The organism is Rhizobium sp. R634 (assembly GCF_002211305.1).
Classification (GTDB): domain Bacteria; phylum Pseudomonadota; class Alphaproteobacteria; order Rhizobiales; family Rhizobiaceae; genus Rhizobium.
Window position 1 is genome coordinate 355,310 of record NZ_LOKW01000001.1, and the last position, 17,162, is coordinate 372,471.

12 protein-coding genes are annotated in these 17,162 nt (G+C 63.3%); 9 read left to right on the forward strand and 3 right to left on the reverse strand.

Annotated features, from left to right (window positions below):
- The first annotated feature begins 92 nt into the window (after positions 1–92).
- The 5 genes from ATY77_RS01600 (at position 93) to ATY77_RS01620 (ending at position 8,206) form a co-directional block, all read left to right on the forward strand.
- A complete protein-coding gene (locus ATY77_RS01600; RefSeq protein ID WP_088685783.1) occupies positions 93–1,166 on the forward strand; it encodes an efflux RND transporter periplasmic adaptor subunit in 1,074 nt (357 codons plus the stop codon).
- Positions 1,163–2,251 (forward strand): efflux RND transporter periplasmic adaptor subunit, encoded by a 1,089-nt coding sequence (locus ATY77_RS01605; RefSeq protein WP_088685784.1) that lies wholly within the window; start codon positions 1,163–1,165, stop codon positions 2,249–2,251. Before ATY77_RS01600 ends, ATY77_RS01605 begins: the two co-directional genes overlap by 4 nt.
- Positions 2,248–5,319 (forward strand): efflux RND transporter permease subunit, encoded by a 3,072-nt coding sequence (locus ATY77_RS01610; RefSeq protein WP_088685785.1) that lies wholly within the window; start codon positions 2,248–2,250, stop codon positions 5,317–5,319. The genes ATY77_RS01605 and ATY77_RS01610 overlap by 4 nt, the downstream gene beginning before the upstream one ends.
- Before the next feature lie 129 nt (positions 5,320–5,448).
- Positions 5,449–6,627, forward strand: coding sequence for an alpha/beta fold hydrolase (locus ATY77_RS01615; RefSeq protein ID WP_088685786.1), 1,179 nt, complete (start codon positions 5,449–5,451; stop codon positions 6,625–6,627).
- A gap of 127 nt (positions 6,628–6,754) precedes the next feature.
- Positions 6,755–8,206: an NCS1 family nucleobase:cation symporter-1 gene (locus tag ATY77_RS01620; protein WP_088685787.1), complete on the forward strand. Its 1,452-nt coding sequence runs from the start codon at positions 6,755–6,757 to the stop codon at positions 8,204–8,206.
- A 97-nt stretch (positions 8,207–8,303) separates the two neighbouring features.
- On the opposite strand, the gene ATY77_RS01625 is transcribed toward ATY77_RS01620, so the two are convergent.
- Both ATY77_RS01625 and ATY77_RS01630 read right to left on the reverse strand, forming a co-directional pair.
- The gene (locus tag ATY77_RS01625) at positions 8,304–11,279 is read right to left on the reverse strand and encodes an NAD(P)-dependent oxidoreductase (RefSeq protein ID WP_088685788.1); all 2,976 of its coding nucleotides are present in this window, start codon (positions 11,277–11,279) and stop codon (positions 8,304–8,306) included.
- 200 nt (positions 11,280–11,479) lie between these two features.
- Positions 11,480–13,363 carry a HAMP domain-containing methyl-accepting chemotaxis protein gene (locus tag ATY77_RS01630; RefSeq protein WP_088685789.1) on the reverse strand — a complete coding sequence of 628 codons (1,884 nt, stop codon included), beginning with the start codon at positions 13,361–13,363 and terminating at the stop codon, positions 11,480–11,482.
- Between the two features lie 198 nt (positions 13,364–13,561).
- Between ATY77_RS01630 and ATY77_RS01635 the strand changes: the two genes are divergently transcribed.
- From ATY77_RS01635 to ATY77_RS01650, 4 genes are all read left to right on the forward strand, one after another.
- Entirely contained in the window at positions 13,562–14,272 is a 711-nt protein-coding gene (locus ATY77_RS01635; protein WP_088685790.1) for a DUF4272 domain-containing protein, read from the forward strand.
- Positions 14,273–14,368: 96 nt separating this feature from the next.
- Positions 14,369–14,653 (forward strand): DUF1778 domain-containing protein, encoded by a 285-nt coding sequence (locus ATY77_RS01640; RefSeq protein ID WP_088685791.1) that lies wholly within the window; start codon positions 14,369–14,371, stop codon positions 14,651–14,653.
- 3 nt (positions 14,654–14,656) lie between these two features.
- A complete protein-coding gene (locus ATY77_RS01645; RefSeq protein ID WP_088685792.1) occupies positions 14,657–15,166 on the forward strand; it encodes a GNAT family N-acetyltransferase in 510 nt (169 codons plus the stop codon).
- Positions 15,167–15,334: 168 nt separating this feature from the next.
- A complete protein-coding gene (locus ATY77_RS01650) occupies positions 15,335–16,378 on the forward strand; it encodes a magnesium and cobalt transport protein CorA (RefSeq protein WP_088685793.1) in 1,044 nt (347 codons plus the stop codon).
- On the opposite strand, the gene ATY77_RS01655 is transcribed toward ATY77_RS01650, so the two are convergent.
- Positions 16,379–17,152: an aminoglycoside phosphotransferase family protein gene (locus ATY77_RS01655; RefSeq protein WP_088685794.1), complete on the reverse strand. Its 774-nt coding sequence runs from the start codon at positions 17,150–17,152 to the stop codon at positions 16,379–16,381.
- Positions 17,153–17,162: the final 10 nt, after the last annotated feature.

Sequence of the window (17,162 nt, forward strand, 5' to 3'; positions counted from 1 at the left end):
CGTGCCGGCCTCGTTCCCCGCGGCACAAAGTTTCATTGACTAATGCGTCAGTCAATTATATAGGAGCTGCCGTTGAGAGCAAGAGGTCAACTATGAGAACCATTCTGGTCGCCACGGCGATCCTATGCGCCATCGGTCTGGGATCATGCAGCGACACGGGCGGGCCGACCGAGCCGACTGCGCGGGAAGTCGGCGTCGTCACGGCCAAGTCCGAGCCGTTGGCTGAGGGCGGCGCGCTGACAGGAGAAGTCCGCGCCCGCATCCAGACCGATCTTTCCTTCCGTGTCAGCGGCAAGATCATCGAACGGCTCGTCGAGGTCGGCCAGTCCGTCAAGGCGGGGCAGGTCCTGGCGCGCATCGATCCGGAAGAGCAGAAGGCCGATGTGGATGTGGCGGCCGCCAATCTTCAGTCGGCTGAAGCGCAGCAGACCCAGGCGCAGCTTGCATTCGACCGCCAGCAGAGCCTGTTTCGAACGCAGGTGACAACGCGCGCCGCGCTCGACCAGGCGCAGGAGGCGCTTCTGACCGCGCAGGCATCGACGAAGTCGGCGCAGGCGCTGCTGGAGACTGCCCAGGACACGCTGTCCTATACGGAGTTGAAGGCGGATGCCGATGGCGTGATCACCGCCCGCAATGCCGAAGTGGGGCAGGTGGCGCAGGCTGCCCAGGTCGTCTTCACCCTTGCCCATGACGGCGACCGGGATGCCGTGTTCGACGTGGTCGAAAGCGCCTTCCTGCGTCCGGTCGACGGCGACGGCACCGTGACCCTGCTGTCGGACCCCACGCAGAAGATCACGGCGAAGGTTCGCGAGATTTCGCCGACGATCGATTCCTCCACCGGCACCATCAAGGTGAAGCTCGCCATATCGAGCGACGCGCCCATTCCGCTCGGCGCTCCCGTCGTCGGGCGCTTCACCTACGTCCCGCAGGACGTCATCCAGCTGCCCTGGTCGGCAATGACATCCAAGGACGGCAAGCCGGCCGTCTGGATCGTCGACCCCGCCACATCGGCGGTTTCGGTCAGGGCGGTCGAGATCGCCGGTTACGAGACCGGCAGCTTCATCGTCAAATCGGGTGTGACGACAGGAGAGGTCGTAGTGACCGACGGAACCAAGTTCCTCAGGCCCGGTGAAATCGTGTCTTATCTCAAGGAAGCTTCCAAGTGAGTATTCGTCTCAAGATAGCCGCACTGATGCTGGGCACCGCCCTGGTTTCCTCCTGCTCGCCGAAGGCTGAAGAGAGCGGGGAGGAAGCGCCGCGTCCGGTGCTGTCGATGACGGTCAAGCAGACGCCGGCTTCGAGCCTCAGCCTGACCGGCACCATCGAGCCCACGATCGAGACCGATCTCGGCTTTCGGATTCTCGGGCGGATGATCGCCCGCAACGTCAATGTCGGTGATATCGTCAAGAAGGGTGACGTGGTCGCCGCCATCGATCCCGTGGCGCTGGAGCTTGCCGTGCGCAACGCGCAGTCCGACGTGGAAAATAGCGACGCCCAGCTCAGAAACGCGGTGACCACGGAGCAGCGCCAGCGGGCGCTCGTGGAGTCGCGCTCGGGCACCGAGGCCTCGCTCGAAGAGGCCGAGCAGGCAAGACGCACGGCTGCCGCCGCCGTCGCCAAGGCGCAGGCCAATCTCGACAAGGCCAGGGAGCAGCTCGGCTACGCCCAGCTTCGGGCGGAATTCGACGGGGTGGTGACGGCGGCCTCGGCCGAGGTCGGGCAGGTCGTATCGGCGGGCCAGACGGTGGTGACCATCGCGCGGCCGGACAAGCGCGACGCCGTGGTCGACATTCCGCAGGCCGCCGCCCAGAAGCTGAAGATCGGCGCGCCCTTCGAAGTGACGCTGCAGCTCGATCCGACGATTCGCACATCTGGCGTCGTGCGTGAGATCGCGCCCGAGGCCGAGACGGCCACCCGCACGAGCCGGACCAAGATCGCGCTGAGCGATCCGCCCGAAGCCTTCAGGCTCGGCGCCGTCATCACGGCCGCGGCAACCATCGCCGCCGATCCCGAGATCCTGCTGCCGTCTTCGGCCATCCTCGCCGGCACCGACGAGACGAGCGTCTGGATCGTCGACGTGCCCGGCAAGAAAGTCTCGTTCCGCCGCGTGAAGATCGACGGCGACCTCGCCGACGGCGGCACTGTCCGCGTCACAGAAGGGCTTGCCCCCGGAGACAGGGTGGTCGTGGCCGGCGTGCATAAACTTGAAGATGGCCAGGCCATCAGGATCGACCAGGAGATCAGCCAGTGAAGTCCTTCAATCTCTCCGACTGGGCGCTCGAACACCGTTCGCTCGTCTGGTACTTCATGATCGTCTTCATTCTCGCAGGCGCCTTCTCCTACCTGAATCTCGGCCGCGAGGAAGACCCGAACTTCACGATCAAGACGATGGTGATCACCGCCCAGTGGCCCGGCGCTTCCGCTGAGGAGGTGACGCGGCAGGTGACCGACCGCATCGAGAAGAAGCTCCAGGAGCTGGAATCTCTCGACTACACCAAGAGCCAGACCGTTGCCGGCCAGACGACCGTCTTCGTCGAACTGCTGCCGACGACCAAAGCGAAAGATGTCGCGCCGACCTGGCTGCGCATCCGCAACATGATCGCCGATATCAAGGGCGATTTCCCGAGCGGTGTCGTCGGTCCCTTCTACAACGATCGCTTCGGCGACGTGTTCGGCAACATCTATGCCTTCACCAGCGACGGGCTGACCCAGCGCCAGCTTCGCGATCTCGTCGAAAACGCCCGCTCCGAAGTTCTGACCGTGCCCGATGTCGGCAAGGTCGACGTGATCGGCGCCCAGGACGAGGCGATTTATCTCGAATTCTCCACCCGCCAGATCGCGGCGCTCGGCATCGACCAGCAGTCTGTCATCCAGACCCTGCAGGCCCAGAATGCCGTGACCCAATCCGGCTTCGTCGATGCCGGGCCGGAACGCATCGCGCTCAGGGTAAGCGGGCAGTTCACCTCCGAGGAAAGCCTGCGGTCAATCAACCTTCGCATCAACGACCGCTTCTTCCCGCTGACCGACGTCGCCACCATCAAGCGCGGCTATGTCGATCCGCCCTCGGCGCTGTTCCGCTTCAATGGCCAGCCGGCGATCGGGCTTGCGATCGGCATGAAGCAGGGCGCCAACCTGCTGCACTTCGGCGAAGCGCTCGACACGCAGATGAAACGCGTTGTCGCCGATCTTCCGATCGGTGTGGATGTCCACCGCGTATCCGACCAGCCGCATGTCGTCGACGAGGCCGTCTCGGGCTTTACTCGCGCGCTCTTCGAAGCGATCGTCATCGTGCTCGTCATCAGCTTCATCAGCCTCGGCCTTCGCGCCGGCATGGTGGTGGCGATCTCCATTCCTCTCGTGCTCGCCATCACCTTCGTGGTGATGGAATATTCCGGCATCTCGCTGCAGCGCATTTCGCTCGGCGCGCTGATCATCGCGCTCGGGCTGCTCGTCGACGACGCCATGATCGCCGTCGAGATGATGGTCGCGCGCCTGGAGGCGGGCGACGATCTGAAGAAGGCCGCGACATATGTCTACACGTCGACGGCCTTCCCGATGCTGACGGGAACGCTCGTCACCGTCGCGGGCTTCATTCCCGTTGGTCTCAACAGCAGCGCGGCCGGCGAATTCACCTTCACGCTTTTCGTGGTCATCGCGGTGTCGCTCATCGTTTCCTGGATCGTGGCGGTGCTGTTCACGCCGCTTCTCGGCGTCACCATCCTGCCGAAGACCATGAAATCGCATCACGAGAAGAAGGGGCGCTTCGCCTCCATCTTCTCCTGGCTTCTGGGGCTGGCGATGCGCTGGCGCTGGATCACCATCATTCTGACCGTCGGCGTCTTCGGCCTTTCTGTCGGCGGCATGGGGCTGGTGCAGCAGCAGTTCTTCCCCAATTCGGACAGAACCGAGCTCATCATCGACTGGAACCTGCCGCACAACAGCTCGATCGCCGAGACCAATAGGCAGATGGCCAAGTTCGAAAAGGAGATGCTGGCCGGCAACAAGGATATCGACCACTGGACGACCTATGTCGGCCAGGGCGCGCCGCGCTTCATCCTCTCCTTCGACGTGCAGACGCCGGATGTTTCGTTCGGACAGACGGTGGTCGTCACCAAGGGGCTGGAGGTGCGCGACAAGGTGCGGGCGGACCTGCAGACCTATCTGACGAAGACCTTCCCCGGCACCGACGCCTTCGTGAAGCTTCTCGATATCGGCCCGCCGGTGGGCAAGCCGGTGCAGTACCGGATCAGCGGCCCCGACATCCAGAAGGTGCGAGACGTCTCCCAGCAGTTTGCCGGCATCGTCGGCGCGCATCCGCTGCTGTCGAACATGGTGCTGGACTGGAACGAGCCCTCGCGCGTGGTCAAGGTCGATGTGCTGCAGGACAAGGCGCGCCAGCTCGGCATCTCCTCGGAGGATATCGCCACCGCCCTCAACGGCATCGTCGAAGGTTCGACGGCGACGCAGATCCGTGACGACATCTACCTGGTCAACGTCATCGGCCGCGCCAAGGCATCGGAGCGCGATTCCATCCAGACGCTCGAGAATCTGCAGCTCTCCAGCTCCAGCGGTAAGGTCATGCCGCTCTCGGCGGTGGCGAATTTCCGCTACGAGCTCGAGCAGCCGACGATCTGGCGGCGCGACCGGCAGCCGACCATCACGCTGAAGGCCGCCGTCATCGGTTCGACGCAGCCGGCGACGATCGTCGACCAGCTGAAGCCGAAGGTCGAGGAATTCCAGAAGACCCTGCCTGTGGGATACAAGGTGGAAGTGGGCGGCGCCGTCGAATCCAGCGCCGACGCCCAGGGGCCGATCGCCGCCGTCGCGCCGCTGATGCTGTTCACGATGGCGACGATCCTGATGATCCAGCTGCAGAGCTTCAGCCGCCTCTTCCTGGTCTTCGCGGTGGCCCCGACGGCGCTGATCGGCGTGGTCACGGCGCTCTTGCTGAGCAACGCGCCGATGGGCTTCGTCGCCATCCTCGGCGTGCTGGCGCTGATCGGCATCCTGATCCGAAACTCCGTCATCCTGGTCGTGCAGATCGAGCATCTGCGCGCCGAAGGTGTCGCGCCCTGGCAGGCCGTCATCGAGGCGACCGAGCACCGCATGCGGCCGATCATGCTGACGGCGGCGGCGGCAACCCTCGCGCTGATCCCGATCTCGCGCGAGATCTTCTGGGGGCCGATGGCCTACGCCATGATGGGCGGCATCGTCGTCGGAACCGCGCTCACCCTGCTGTTCCTGCCGGCGCTCTACGTCGCATGGTTCAGGATTCCGAGGGATGAAGGCGTCCGGGCCGAGGCCACGGCAGAGGCGTGAGGACAGCCTTCGACGGCCATCGCCTACGGCCGCCGCGGCGGCCGCTGCAACACGGGCCGCGACGAAATGGGTGGGATGGCGCAGGCGATGCCATCCCACAGCACGCGTATTCTTGAGGGAAAAAGACCGATGGCTGAACGATATTCCCGAGGCCTGCCGAAGGCTGCTGCCCGGCGCCTGCCAAAGCCGACCACTGCAATCCTCGTCTTGGCCGGCTTGGCGATGCTTGCCGGCTGCACCACGAGGCCGTCGCCCGAGGTCTTGACGCCCGTCCGTCTGAGCGAGGCGGTCCATTCCGAAACGAGCCCGGATAGGATGAGCGTGCTCGCTGCGACCAACAGAACCCCCGATAGCGTGCGGGGCGGCTTCGGCAGTGCGTGGGCCGAGAAGCTCACCTACGAGCAATATACGTTTTCGGTCCCTCCCGGCAGGAAGGATACAGCCATCACCTATCCCACGGCAAAGCCCGATCCGGAGCGGCAATTTGCCGTCGTCGAACGCAAGCAACTGCCGAAGGACGTTTTCGTGCAGCAAGCGCTCGCCTCGGTCCAGCCCGACGGCACCGTCGGCATTTTCGTCCACGGCTATAATTACAGCTATCAGGAGGCGCTTTATCGCACCGCCCAGATCGCCGCGGACGCGAAAATTCCCGGCGCCCCGATCCTGTTCTCCTGGCCTTCGGCCGCTTCCGTCGCCGGATATGTCGCCGACCGTGACGCCGCGCTCTCCTCGCGCAGCGAGCTCGATGGCCTCGTCACGTCGCTCTCGGCATCGGGCAGGGTGAAGCGCATCATTCTCTTCGGGCACAGCATGGGCGGCTTCCTGGTGATGGAAACGGTGCGGGAACTCAGGCTGCAGCATCGCGACGCCGTCATCGGCAAGCTGGCGGTGGTGCTCGCCGCCCCCGATATCGATGTGGATGTCTTCCGGTCTCAGCTGAAGGATATCGGGCCAATGCCGATGCCGATCTCGCTCCTGGTTTCCAAGGACGACCGGGCGCTGGTGGCCTCCAGTTTCATCGCCGGAGAGCGGCCGCGCGTCGGGCGGCTCGATATCGACGATCCCGTCATCGAGGAGGCTGCCTTGAAGGCGAGGCTCCGGGTCATCGACATCACGTCGATCAAGACATCCGACGGGCTGGGTCACGATCGCTATGCATCGCTCGCCAAGTTCGGCGCCCAGCTTGCCTCCTTCGAGAGCGGCAGGCGCTCGAGCGCCGGCGATGTCGGCGCCTTCGTTTTCGATGCTGCCGGTGCTGCGGTCGCAAGTCCGTTTCGCCTGGCCGGGCGTGTCGTTCGCTCGCAATAGGCCGGACTCTGTACATCCGGGCATTCAAGATTGCCTACAATATGACTATTAAATTGTCATATGCCTAAATGAAGAGCACACTTCCGTCCGTGGCCGAGTCGGCCACTGGGGATATGGGAGGGCATTCATGAGCATACGAAATCCGTCTCCCTCGTTATATAACGAGGATCTTGCACCCGCCGAAGAACGCAAATGGGGTGCATTCAGCATCTTCAACGTCTGGACGTCGGACGTTCACAGCCTATGGGGCTATTATCTGGCGGCGAGCCTGTTCCTGCTCTGCGGCAGCTTCGTGAATTTCGTCATCGCCATCGGCATCGGCTCCCTCGTCATCTTCGTCCTGATGAGCCTGGTCGGCAATGCCGGCGTGCGCACGGGCGTCCCCTTTCCGGTGCTGGCACGCGCCTCCTTCGGCACCTTCGGCGCCAACGTTCCGGCCCTGGTCCGGGCAGTGGTCGCCTGCTTCTGGTACGGCGCGCAGACCGCCGCCGCATCCGGCGCCATCGTCGCCCTGCTGATCCGCAACGAGAGCCTGCTCGCCTTTCACCAGAACAGCCACATGCTCGGCCATTCGACGCTGGAGCTGATCTGCTACGTCATCGTCTGGGCACTGCAGCTGCTGATCATCCAGCGCGGCATGGAAACGGTCCGCAAGTTCCAGGATTGGGCGGGGCCGGCCGTCTGGATCATGATGCTGATCCTCGCAGTCTACCTGGTCGTTAAATCAGGCACTTTCTCTTTCGGTTCGGAAATCCCGCGTGACGTCCTGATCGAAAAAACCAAGGATGCCGGCGTACCGGGCGAACCCGGCTCGATCGCAGCGCTTGCCGCCGTCGCCGCCACCTGGATCACTTACTTCGCTGCGCTCTACCTGAACTTCTGCGATTTCTCTCGTTACGCGACGAGCGAAAAAGCGCTCAGAAAAGGCAATCTCTGGGGCCTGCCGATCAATCTTCTGGCCTTCTGCCTCGTTGCAGGTGTCACGACCACGGCTGCCTTCACCGTTTACGGCGAGGTGCTGCTGCATCCGGAAATGATCTCGGCGAAATTCGATAGCTGGTTCCTGGCGCTGCTTGCCGCACTGACATTCGCGGTCGCCACGCTCGGCATCAACGTCGTGGCGAACTTCGTCTCGCCCGCCTTCGACTTCGCCAACGTCTTCCCGCGCCAGATCAACTTCAAGCGCGGCGGATATATCGCCGCGCTGATCGCTCTCGTGCTCTATCCGTTTGCGCCCTGGGAAACGGGTGCGGCGCATTTCGTCAACTTCATCGGTTCGACGATGGGGCCGATCTTCGGCATCATGATGGTGGACTATTACCTCATCAGGAAGAGCCAGCTGAACGTCGAGGCGCTCTATTACGAGAATGGCGAGTTCCGCTTCCAGAACGGATGGCACGGCAATGCCTTCATCGCATTCGCGGTGGGCGCGCTCTTCTCCTCGATCCTGCCGACCTTCACCTCGATCCTGCCGGACTGGTGGGGCACCTACGGCTGGTTCTTCGGCGTTGCCATCGGTGGAGCGATCTATTTCGTGCTGAGAATGGGCGCCCGGCGCAATCCAGCCTTCGCGTCCTGACAAACGCGAAGGCCCGGCATGACCGACGACTGCCCCTCCCCACTTGTGACCCTGGTGGGGAGGGATCTTGGGCTCGGTACGAGCCCGTCGAAGAGTCTTACCCCTGCGCCGGCCCGTAGAGGCCGAGCTGCTCGAGAAGCGCGCGCTGCCGGTCGGCATTTTCGACCAGCAGGCTGGTATAACGCTCGACGATCCGGTCGCGGTGATCCTGGTCGGAAACGGCCGAGAGCGCACCGGTGATCGCCGCGATCTTTTCTGAAGTCTGGCGCAGTTCTTCCAGAAGCTCCGACTTGCGGCCGGCTTCCGCGACCACCTGCTTCGTCACCTTGCCGATGCCGGCCGGCGTGCGGCTGCCGCCGGACACGTAGCCTTCCGGCAGGTCGCCCTTGAGATTGACGACCGACTTGAGGCGGATGACGTCGAAGATCTGGTCGACCGCCTGCCTGGCGCCGGTCACCCGCGAGGGGTGGTCGGTGTCGGCGGCGGCATGCGGCAGGAGTTCCAGCTTGCCCTTGTGGCGCGCTTCGAGCGGCAGGTAAGGCAGCATCGGCCCGCTGAGTGCACCGGTCGCGGCATCCCTGAAGAGATCGGCGTCGATCGCGGCATGGGCGATCTTGCCGGAGGCAAGCGCTGCATCGAGCGCATCGGCATCGACGACTTCGCCGCGGTCGTAATTGACCAGCACCGCGCCGTCCTTCATGGCGCCGAGCACCTTCGCATCGACGGTCCCGGCATTGGAGTAGGTGCCCGTCGATGCGTCCAGGCGGCCGAGGCCGATATGGACAGAGAGAACGTCGGCGCCGCTAGCCGCTTCGACCGGGCTTGCGGCATAGTCGAAGCCCTCAGCCTCGATCCAGCGCTTGTGATGCTCGCGGGCATAGATCGCCACCTTCATGCCGAAGGCCTTGGCGAGCTTGGCGACTTCGCGCCCGATATTGCCGTAGCCGAGAACGGCAAGCTTGCGGCCCTCGAGCTTCGCCGTCGGAAAATCCTTCAGCTGGCGGCCGGTATCGAAATCGCCGCCGGCGACCATCCAGTGAAGCCGGTCGACCGGCAAGTCGGGCACGACCTTCAGGATCGCTTTCACAGCCATCTGGGCGGTCGCGCGGCTGTTGATGCCGGGCGTGTTCATCAGGGGCGCATCGCCACCCTCGCCATTGCCGCCGCCCCAGGAGGCCGAGCCCATATTGCCGGTGCCGGCGCCGATGCGCACGCCGCCGAGCGGGAAGACCGAGCCCTTCGGAATGAAGGTCGCCGCCGCAATCAGCGCGTCATACTGGCCCTTGTCGGTCTGCGGCAGGATCTCCGCCTCGGTGCTGAGGTTCGGCTGATAGAAGAAATGGATGCGGCCCTTTTCGAGCGCCGAACGATCACCGAGCGGGCCGAGATGGAAGCTGCCGCCCTTCTCCTCGATATAGGCCTTGACCTCGCTATAGTCGGGCTCGCCGTCGGCGCCGAAGCGCAGGCCCACCAGATCGGCGATCAGCACCGTATAGGCGCGGTTCGGGTCGTCCTTGCGCACGGCGCCATCGGCCTTGACGGGGGCCTCGAAGGTCACGCCCTGTTTTGCGAGCTCCTCTTCGAGCACGACGATCTTGGCGCGCAGATAAGCATATTGCAGGTTTTCCAGGAGTGCCACGACATCTTCGGGCTCGCGGATGCCGCCGACCCAGGCGCGGTAGTCGCCGGGAGTGCCGGGGAAGGCGTTGACATAGCGGGCCGCATCGAGGCCGGGCTCGTATTCGCCATTCGGATGGGTGATGCCCTCATAACCGAGCAACTGCTTGGAACGGGCGATGATGCGGGCGTGGATGCCGGCATCGGTGATGCCGTCGTCCTCGACCTTCAGCAGCGTCACGGCGGCGCCACGGCGCTCGGCATCGGTGACGGTCAGCGACAGCAGCGGATGCGACTTGACCCATTCGTCGATCACGGCGCGGTTGGCGGCGGAGCGGCGGTTGAGATCGACGACGGAGCCGACCCGGGCTTCCGACTGCAGCAGGCCGAAGGTGGTCTCGGCAAAGGCGAGCGCGCTGTAGGTGTTGATGACGCCGCCGAGCATGCGGTCTTCGCCGGCATCGTAGAACGGACCGGCATCGACCGAGCGCTTGGCCGAAAACGGCTGCCGCGGATCGATCGGCGGGGCGATCTTCAGCTGGCGCGGGATCGCCCAGGCCGGATCCTGCTGGTTCTTCTCGATCAGCGTCAAGGCATGCGGCGTGAAGGAGGCGACGAAATAGCCTGAAATGCCGCCGATCGCCTTCTGGAACGGCATGAACAGGCAGCACTTCGCCATCACGGCGCTGACCAGTTCAGGTTCCCACGGCATGGCGCCGAGCATCGAGGTGGCGTCGAACACGGCATGGCGGTTTGCCGGATTGCCGTCGAGCCAGTTCAGGAGTTCGTGGATCTCGGCGCTGGTATAGGCATTGGCCCCCGTCGTCTCGTGGCCGACGCCGACGAAGATCGACACGCCGAGGCTGGACAGTTCGGCCGCCGTCGGGATCACGCCCTCGGAGGCGGCGAAATGGATGCGGCTCTCGCAGCCCTTTTCGGCGAAGCGTTGCATCTCGATCAGCTGGGTCGCCCACGACTGGCGGAAGAAGCCGGCCGCCTTGGACGGATCGCTCTCCGGCCGCGGCGTATCGACATAGACGCGCTGGCCGGCGTCGTTGGCATTCATCAGGTGCTGGATGCAGACGGTGAAACCGCTATGGCCGCCGCCGAGACCGACCGCCATGCGGTTCTCCTTCGGGAAGCCGAAATAACGATGGATCGCCCGCATCATGTCGGTCAGGATCTTGTCGGCCGGATAGCCGCGATGCATGCTGCGGGAAATCTCGGCCGTGGTGAAGCCGCCGATATCGTTGCCCCGGTCGTCGAACTTGCGATAGGTCTTCTCGATCCAGGCGTCGAAGGCGATGCGCCGCAGGCGGCTATCCACTTCGTCGGTCGTCGCATCGGTGATCGGCCCGACGCCGAAGAACGGGTTGGACGGCAGTTTCGGCGCGCCCGACGCGGTCTGTCGAAGGGCGTTCAATCGCTGTTCCTGCATCTGCGCGATATCTGTCATAGCCTGCCTGTCTGTTTGCGGAGCTGAAATCGCTTTTATGGTGAAGCGAGTGCTCCGGCGAGACAACCTCATATGCGCCGAACGACAGGCGAAACGCGCCATCGGTGTTCGTGATGGCGCGATTGGCAGCGGCCGGACGCGTCCTATCGTCCGGCAGAATGTGCGACGAGCTTGTCCCGGGGGACCGGGGGAGGTGTCCCTCAGCCGCGTGCGGCAACCGCATGGATGGCGGCGCGAGCCGCCGGCTGCGCCATCGATCGCGCCGAGGCACGAAGCGCTGCCGATTGGCCGGAAGCGGCATCGTCAAGGCGGAACTGGCTGACGAGTTCGCGAAGCTTCTGGGCTTCCTGGGCCAGCGAGTCCGATGCCGCCGTCGATTGCTGCACCATGTGCGCGTTCTGCTGCGTGGTCTGGTCCATCCGGTTGACCGCGCCGTTGACTTCGCTGAGGCCGATCGACTGTTCCTTCGCCGAGGTTGCGATCGAATCCATGTGCTGATTGATCTCGGTGATGAAGCCGCCGATGGTCTTCAGCGCCTGGCCGGTATCGCGCACCAGCTTGACGCCGCCTTCCACTTCTTTCGAAGAATTCTGGATCAGGCTCTTGATTTCCTTGGCAGCGCTTGCCGAGCGCTGGGCAAGTTCGCGCACTTCCTGGGCGACCACCGCAAAGCCCTTGCCGGCCTCGCCGGCCCTGGCCGCTTCCACGCCGGCATTGAGCGCGAGAAGGTTGGTCTGGAACGCGATCTCATCGATGACGCTGATGATGTTGGAAATCTGCTGCGACGAGGTCTCGATGCGCTCCATCGCCTCTTCGGCATGGGACACGACGTCGGCGGAGCTGACGGCGCTGCGGTTTGCCTCGGTGGCGACCTTGCGCGTCTCCTCGGTCCGCTTGGTGGAGTTCGATACGTTGGCGGTGATCTCTTCCAGGGCGGCGGCCGTTTCCTCCAGCGAAGCGGCCTGCTGCTCAGTGCGCCTGGAAAGGTCGCTCGCGCCCGAGGAGATTTCCCGCGTGCCCTCGTCGATCGTGCCGATGCTCTCGGAAATCGCTCTCAGCGTCGCGCCGAGCTGGGTGACGGACTGGTTGAAGTCATGGCGCAATGCCTCGAAATCGGGGGCGAAGGCCTCGTTGAGCTGGAAGGCGAGGTCGCCCCCGGCGAGCCGCTTCAAGCCGCCGGCAAGGCCTGACGTGGCGATGCGCAGCCGCTCCGAGGCTTCGGCTTCCGCTTGCGCTTGGGCGGCAAGGCGGTCGGCCTCTGCCCGGTTGCGATTTTCCTCTGCTTCCATCGCCATGCGCTTGTTGGTGATTGCAGCCTGGCGGAAGATCTCCACCGCTCCCGCCATCGAGCCGATTTCGTCTGCACGGTCGGAGAAGGGAATTTCCGCGCCGGTGTCTCCCTCGGCGAGCCGCCGCATTGCCGCGGTGATACCGGTAATCGGATTGGCGATGCCCTTCAGCACGAAGACGACGGCGCCGAGAACGAGCAGTCCGGCAAAGCCGATTGCGGCAAGCAGATAGAATTCGATCGAGGCGAAGGTCGTCTTGCTGAGCTCCGCGGCCTCCCTGCTGCCCTCCACGTCAAGTGCGACCAGGGCTGTCGTGGCTTCCTTGAGCGTGTCCGAATAGGAGCGCATATCGGCGCCCAGATATTGTCCCGCTTCCTCGGTCTTGTTGGCACGGGACAGAGCGAGCAACTGGGCGCTGCTGGCGATGTAGCCGCCGACGCTCTCTTTTATCGATTTGATCAAATCACGCTCGTGGTCGGAAACGGCCAGCGAGAGATAGGTATCCACCGATTTGCGGACCTTGTCTTCGGCGGCTGTAATGGCCTCTTCCCGGGTTTTCTTTTCCGCTTCCGATTGCGCGATGATGTGATCGCGATAGGCGAGGCGCAAATTGGTCATATCGAGGTTGATCGCCTGCGATGCCTGCACGCTCGGCAGCCAGTGGTTTGCGATTTCTTCCGTCGAGCCGTTCGTCTTTCGGAGCCCGTCGACCGCGAGATAGGCGACGAGGCCGAAGAGAATAGCGATGCCGCTGAAAATCAACAGCAAACTGGACTTGATGTTTGGACGGTGCATGAAAAGCCCTCAATCGAGCGCCGGCGGCAGACCGGGCTGGCCAAGGTATTTTGTAGCGAAAAAAATTTAACGATTTGTTCCGTGGGTAAAGGCGCGTTTACCAAATCCGCCAAAAGCCGCCCTTGTTTTCGGGCCGCCAATCCCGCTGATACGGAAAAATGCCTATTGGTCGCGTTGCCGCGACGACAGGAGCCAGACATGATGAAGCGCATATTCTCCACTCTTCTCGCACTGGTCATTCCGGTGCAGGCCGCCGTTTCTCAAACCCCCGATGAGGCGCAGGCGCGCAAGGCCCGGTCTGTCGCCTTGCTTCAATCGGAAGGCGTTCCAACCATCGATCACCTGCCGACGATCGAGCCCGAGCGCGCGAGTACACGGCGGAATACCAAGGCGGTGGTTCAGCGCGCCATCGCGCTGGCGATCGTCGCCGTGAAAGGCGAGACCGGCGACCATACGATGGGCCAGGCCCTCATCCGGCAGTTCGACGCCGCGAGTTTCTTCACTCCGGACGAGCGCGCCTTCATGGACGACCCCGATCCTTCCGATCAGGACCGGACCAATTTCACCTGGCGTTACGAAGGCGCATACGTCATGCTGTGGGCGCTCGGCATCACGCCGGAGCTCGAACGACCCGACCATATCTGCGACGTGCCGTTCATCGCCAACACGCTGCGCGAACTGGGTACGGACGGCTTGATGCGCCGCGCCAAGCTGCGCCCGCAGGCCGAACTGCTCGACGCCGCCGACCTGATCTACCGCTACGATTGGGCCGCCGTGAACGCCAGGCTGAAGGGCGAAGAGCCGCCCGCCGGATTGGACAAAGGCGTGGTCTTTGAACGCCACTACGCTCTCAACTGGCTGATCGGCTACATGGATCAGGACTGGGACGATATTTCCACGGATACGTGATGACGGGTCTGCTCGCTCGGTATGCAGGCCTATCGCATGTATTGCGTTTCGCGTTACATTGCTATATCACTGCTTCATTAACCTCATGAGGAAATCATGACAAACGCTGCTCCCCGTAAGGAAATACCGATATCGATGCGTTTTCGCGACGATGATCTGGCAATCATTGATCGCGGTGCCGCGCTTACTGGCCTTTCCCGCACTGAGTTTATGCGGCGCGCTGCCCTGCATGAGGCGCAGACAGCGATCCTGAATGAAAGTGTCATCCGTCTCTCTCCCGATGCCTTTGATGCCTTTGTCGCTGCGATCGAGGCTGCGCCCACCGCGCCACCTCCGAAGGTGGCAGAACGCTTGCAGCGCAAGACGCCATGGGAAAACTGATCGGTGGCCCTGTCGAATGTCGAACTTCTCGATGGGCGTCACAGGCTTGAGGGGTTCACCTGCGGCAAGCCGCCTTTGGATTTCTGGCTGCAGAATTTTGCCGGCTCGAACCAGCAGCGTGGATTTACCCGCACGTTCGTCGTTTGCGACGGCGACAAAGTGGTTGGCTACTACGGTCTCGCGCCGACCGTCATCGAACCTAATGCCGTATCGCGCAGAATTAGAACCGGGCGCCCGCCTGATCCGATCCCCTGCCTGTTGATCGGGCAACTGGCCGTTGATAACCGCTATAAAGGTAAAGGCATCGGATCGGCGCTCGTGAAGGACGCCTTTCTTCGCTGTATTGCCGGCGCCGATATCGTCGGTGGGCGCGCCGTCATCGTTCGGGCTATCGATGAAGAGGCCGAGCAGTTTTGGCAAAGCTGGGCTTTCATACCATCGCATAATAATTCCTCGATCCTCGTTCGCTCCCTGGAAGATATCCGCGCGTGGCTCTCAGGTCCTGGCGGATAGCGAGCCGCGTCGTCCTTTCGACGTCAGGCGTTCGATTGCCGGGCAGAGGGCAGGCCGGCACCGCACCGAGACGGATGCATGTTTTGCGAAATGGCATTATGATCGGCTTAACGCCTGGCCGGCGTTGGGTGCGGATGCATGGTCCGCGGGAGTGGGAGGACGGCAGGATTGGAACGGCTGAAGGATCTGGAGAATGTTTCCGCGCCCGCCGGCAGCGGTTCGGCATCGCAGCCGCATGAGCGGCGCGGTGTCGTCGCCGCCGCCGTCTACCAGCATGGGCAGCGCATTCGCGACATCAGGATCGAGGAGGCGGGCGAATGGCGAAACCGCGAGAATGCCATCGTCTGGATCGGCCTGCACGAGCCGGATGAAGTGCTGCTGCATCAGATCCAGGCGGAGTTCAATCTCCATCCGCTGGCGATCGAGGATGCGGCGCAGCCGCACCAGCGGCCGAAGCTGGAGATCTATGGGGAGGCGATGTTCATCGTCGCCCGCACCGCCCATATGAAGGATGGCGAGATCATCTTCGGCGAAACGCATCTGTTCGTCGGCCGCGGTTATGTCGTCTCCGTTCGCCACGGAGAATCCTCTTCCTATCTGGCAGTCAGGCAGCGCTGCGAGGCGACGCCCGCCGCTCTTGCGCACGGGGAGAACTACATCCTCTATTCGATCCTCGATTTCATCGTCGACAACTACATGCCTGTCATCGAGGTGGTGCAGGAAGAGGTCGAGAAGCTTGAGGATCTGGTGCTGCGCGAACAGCTGGGCAAGTCCGATATCGAGCGGCTTTATCTGCTGCGCCGCAAGCTGTTGCGGCTGCGCAATGCCGTGGTGCCGCTCGTCGACGTCTGCCGGCGCTACGAACATATCGATCTGCCCGGGATGGATCCGACGCTGCAGTCGCTGTTTCGCGATGTGACCGATCACGTGCGCCGGGTTCAGGAAGATATCGACGCGCTGCGCGAAGTGCTCGCCTTCGCCTTCGAGGCGAGTGTCATGATCGGCCAGACGGAGCAGACGGCGATCGCCCGCAAGCTTGCCGCCTGGGCAGCGATCCTCGCCGTTCCCACCGCCATTGCCGGCATCTACGGCATGAATTTCGACGATATGCCGGAGCTGAAATTCCAGTACGGTTATTTCGTCGTGCTCGGCATCATCGGTGTCCTTTGCCTCGGCCTTTTCACCTTCTTCCGCCGGCGGAAGTGGCTTTAGTCAGGAGAGCGCCTTCAGTAGCGGATCCCGGTGCATGCCGACATAGCCGATGTCGTTCAGATATAGGCGTGCGTCTCCCGCCGAGACATCCTCGACGAAGGTCTCGTCTCCGGCTGCTGCACTTGCCAGCATGAAGGCGACGAGGGCTTGAAGCCGCCTGCAGATCATCTCGGGAAGCTGGCGCCGTTCTTCGGCCGTCGCTCCATAAGCGGTGCAGAAGATTTCCGTCCGCCGCAGCTGCTCGTCGAGATCGAAGGTGACAGCCGGATTGGCGGGATCGGAGAGGGGCGCCCAGCGATAAACCGCATAGGCGAGATCCCACAGGCGCGGCGCGGGATGAGCGGTGTCGAAGTCGATGATCCCGACAGCCTCGTGATCTATCGTGGCGACGTTATAGGGCGCAAAGTCCGCGTGGCAGACGATCTCCCGCGGCTCCTGCGGCGGCAGCATCCATGTTTTGATCTCACCATCCGCTTCCAGAAAGCCTTCGGAGGCCGAGTGAAAATCGCGCAGAAGCCTCGCTGCCGAGATCAGCATGCGATCCGATCCGACGAAGGGATCGCCGAGGTTTTCGCAGACGCGCCCGGCGACGTAGCCGACGACCTCCTGTCCTTCGGCCGATATTGCGATGGGCTCCGGTGCGGCGCGGAAGCCTCTACCACGAAGATGCTGCAAAAAGCGATGCACCGTCGGCGTCCAAGCGCCCGATGGTCTGATCACGCTGTTGCCGTCGCGCCAGATCTGCCCGGTTCGCCCGCCCTCCAACTGTTTCACGTCATGCCTC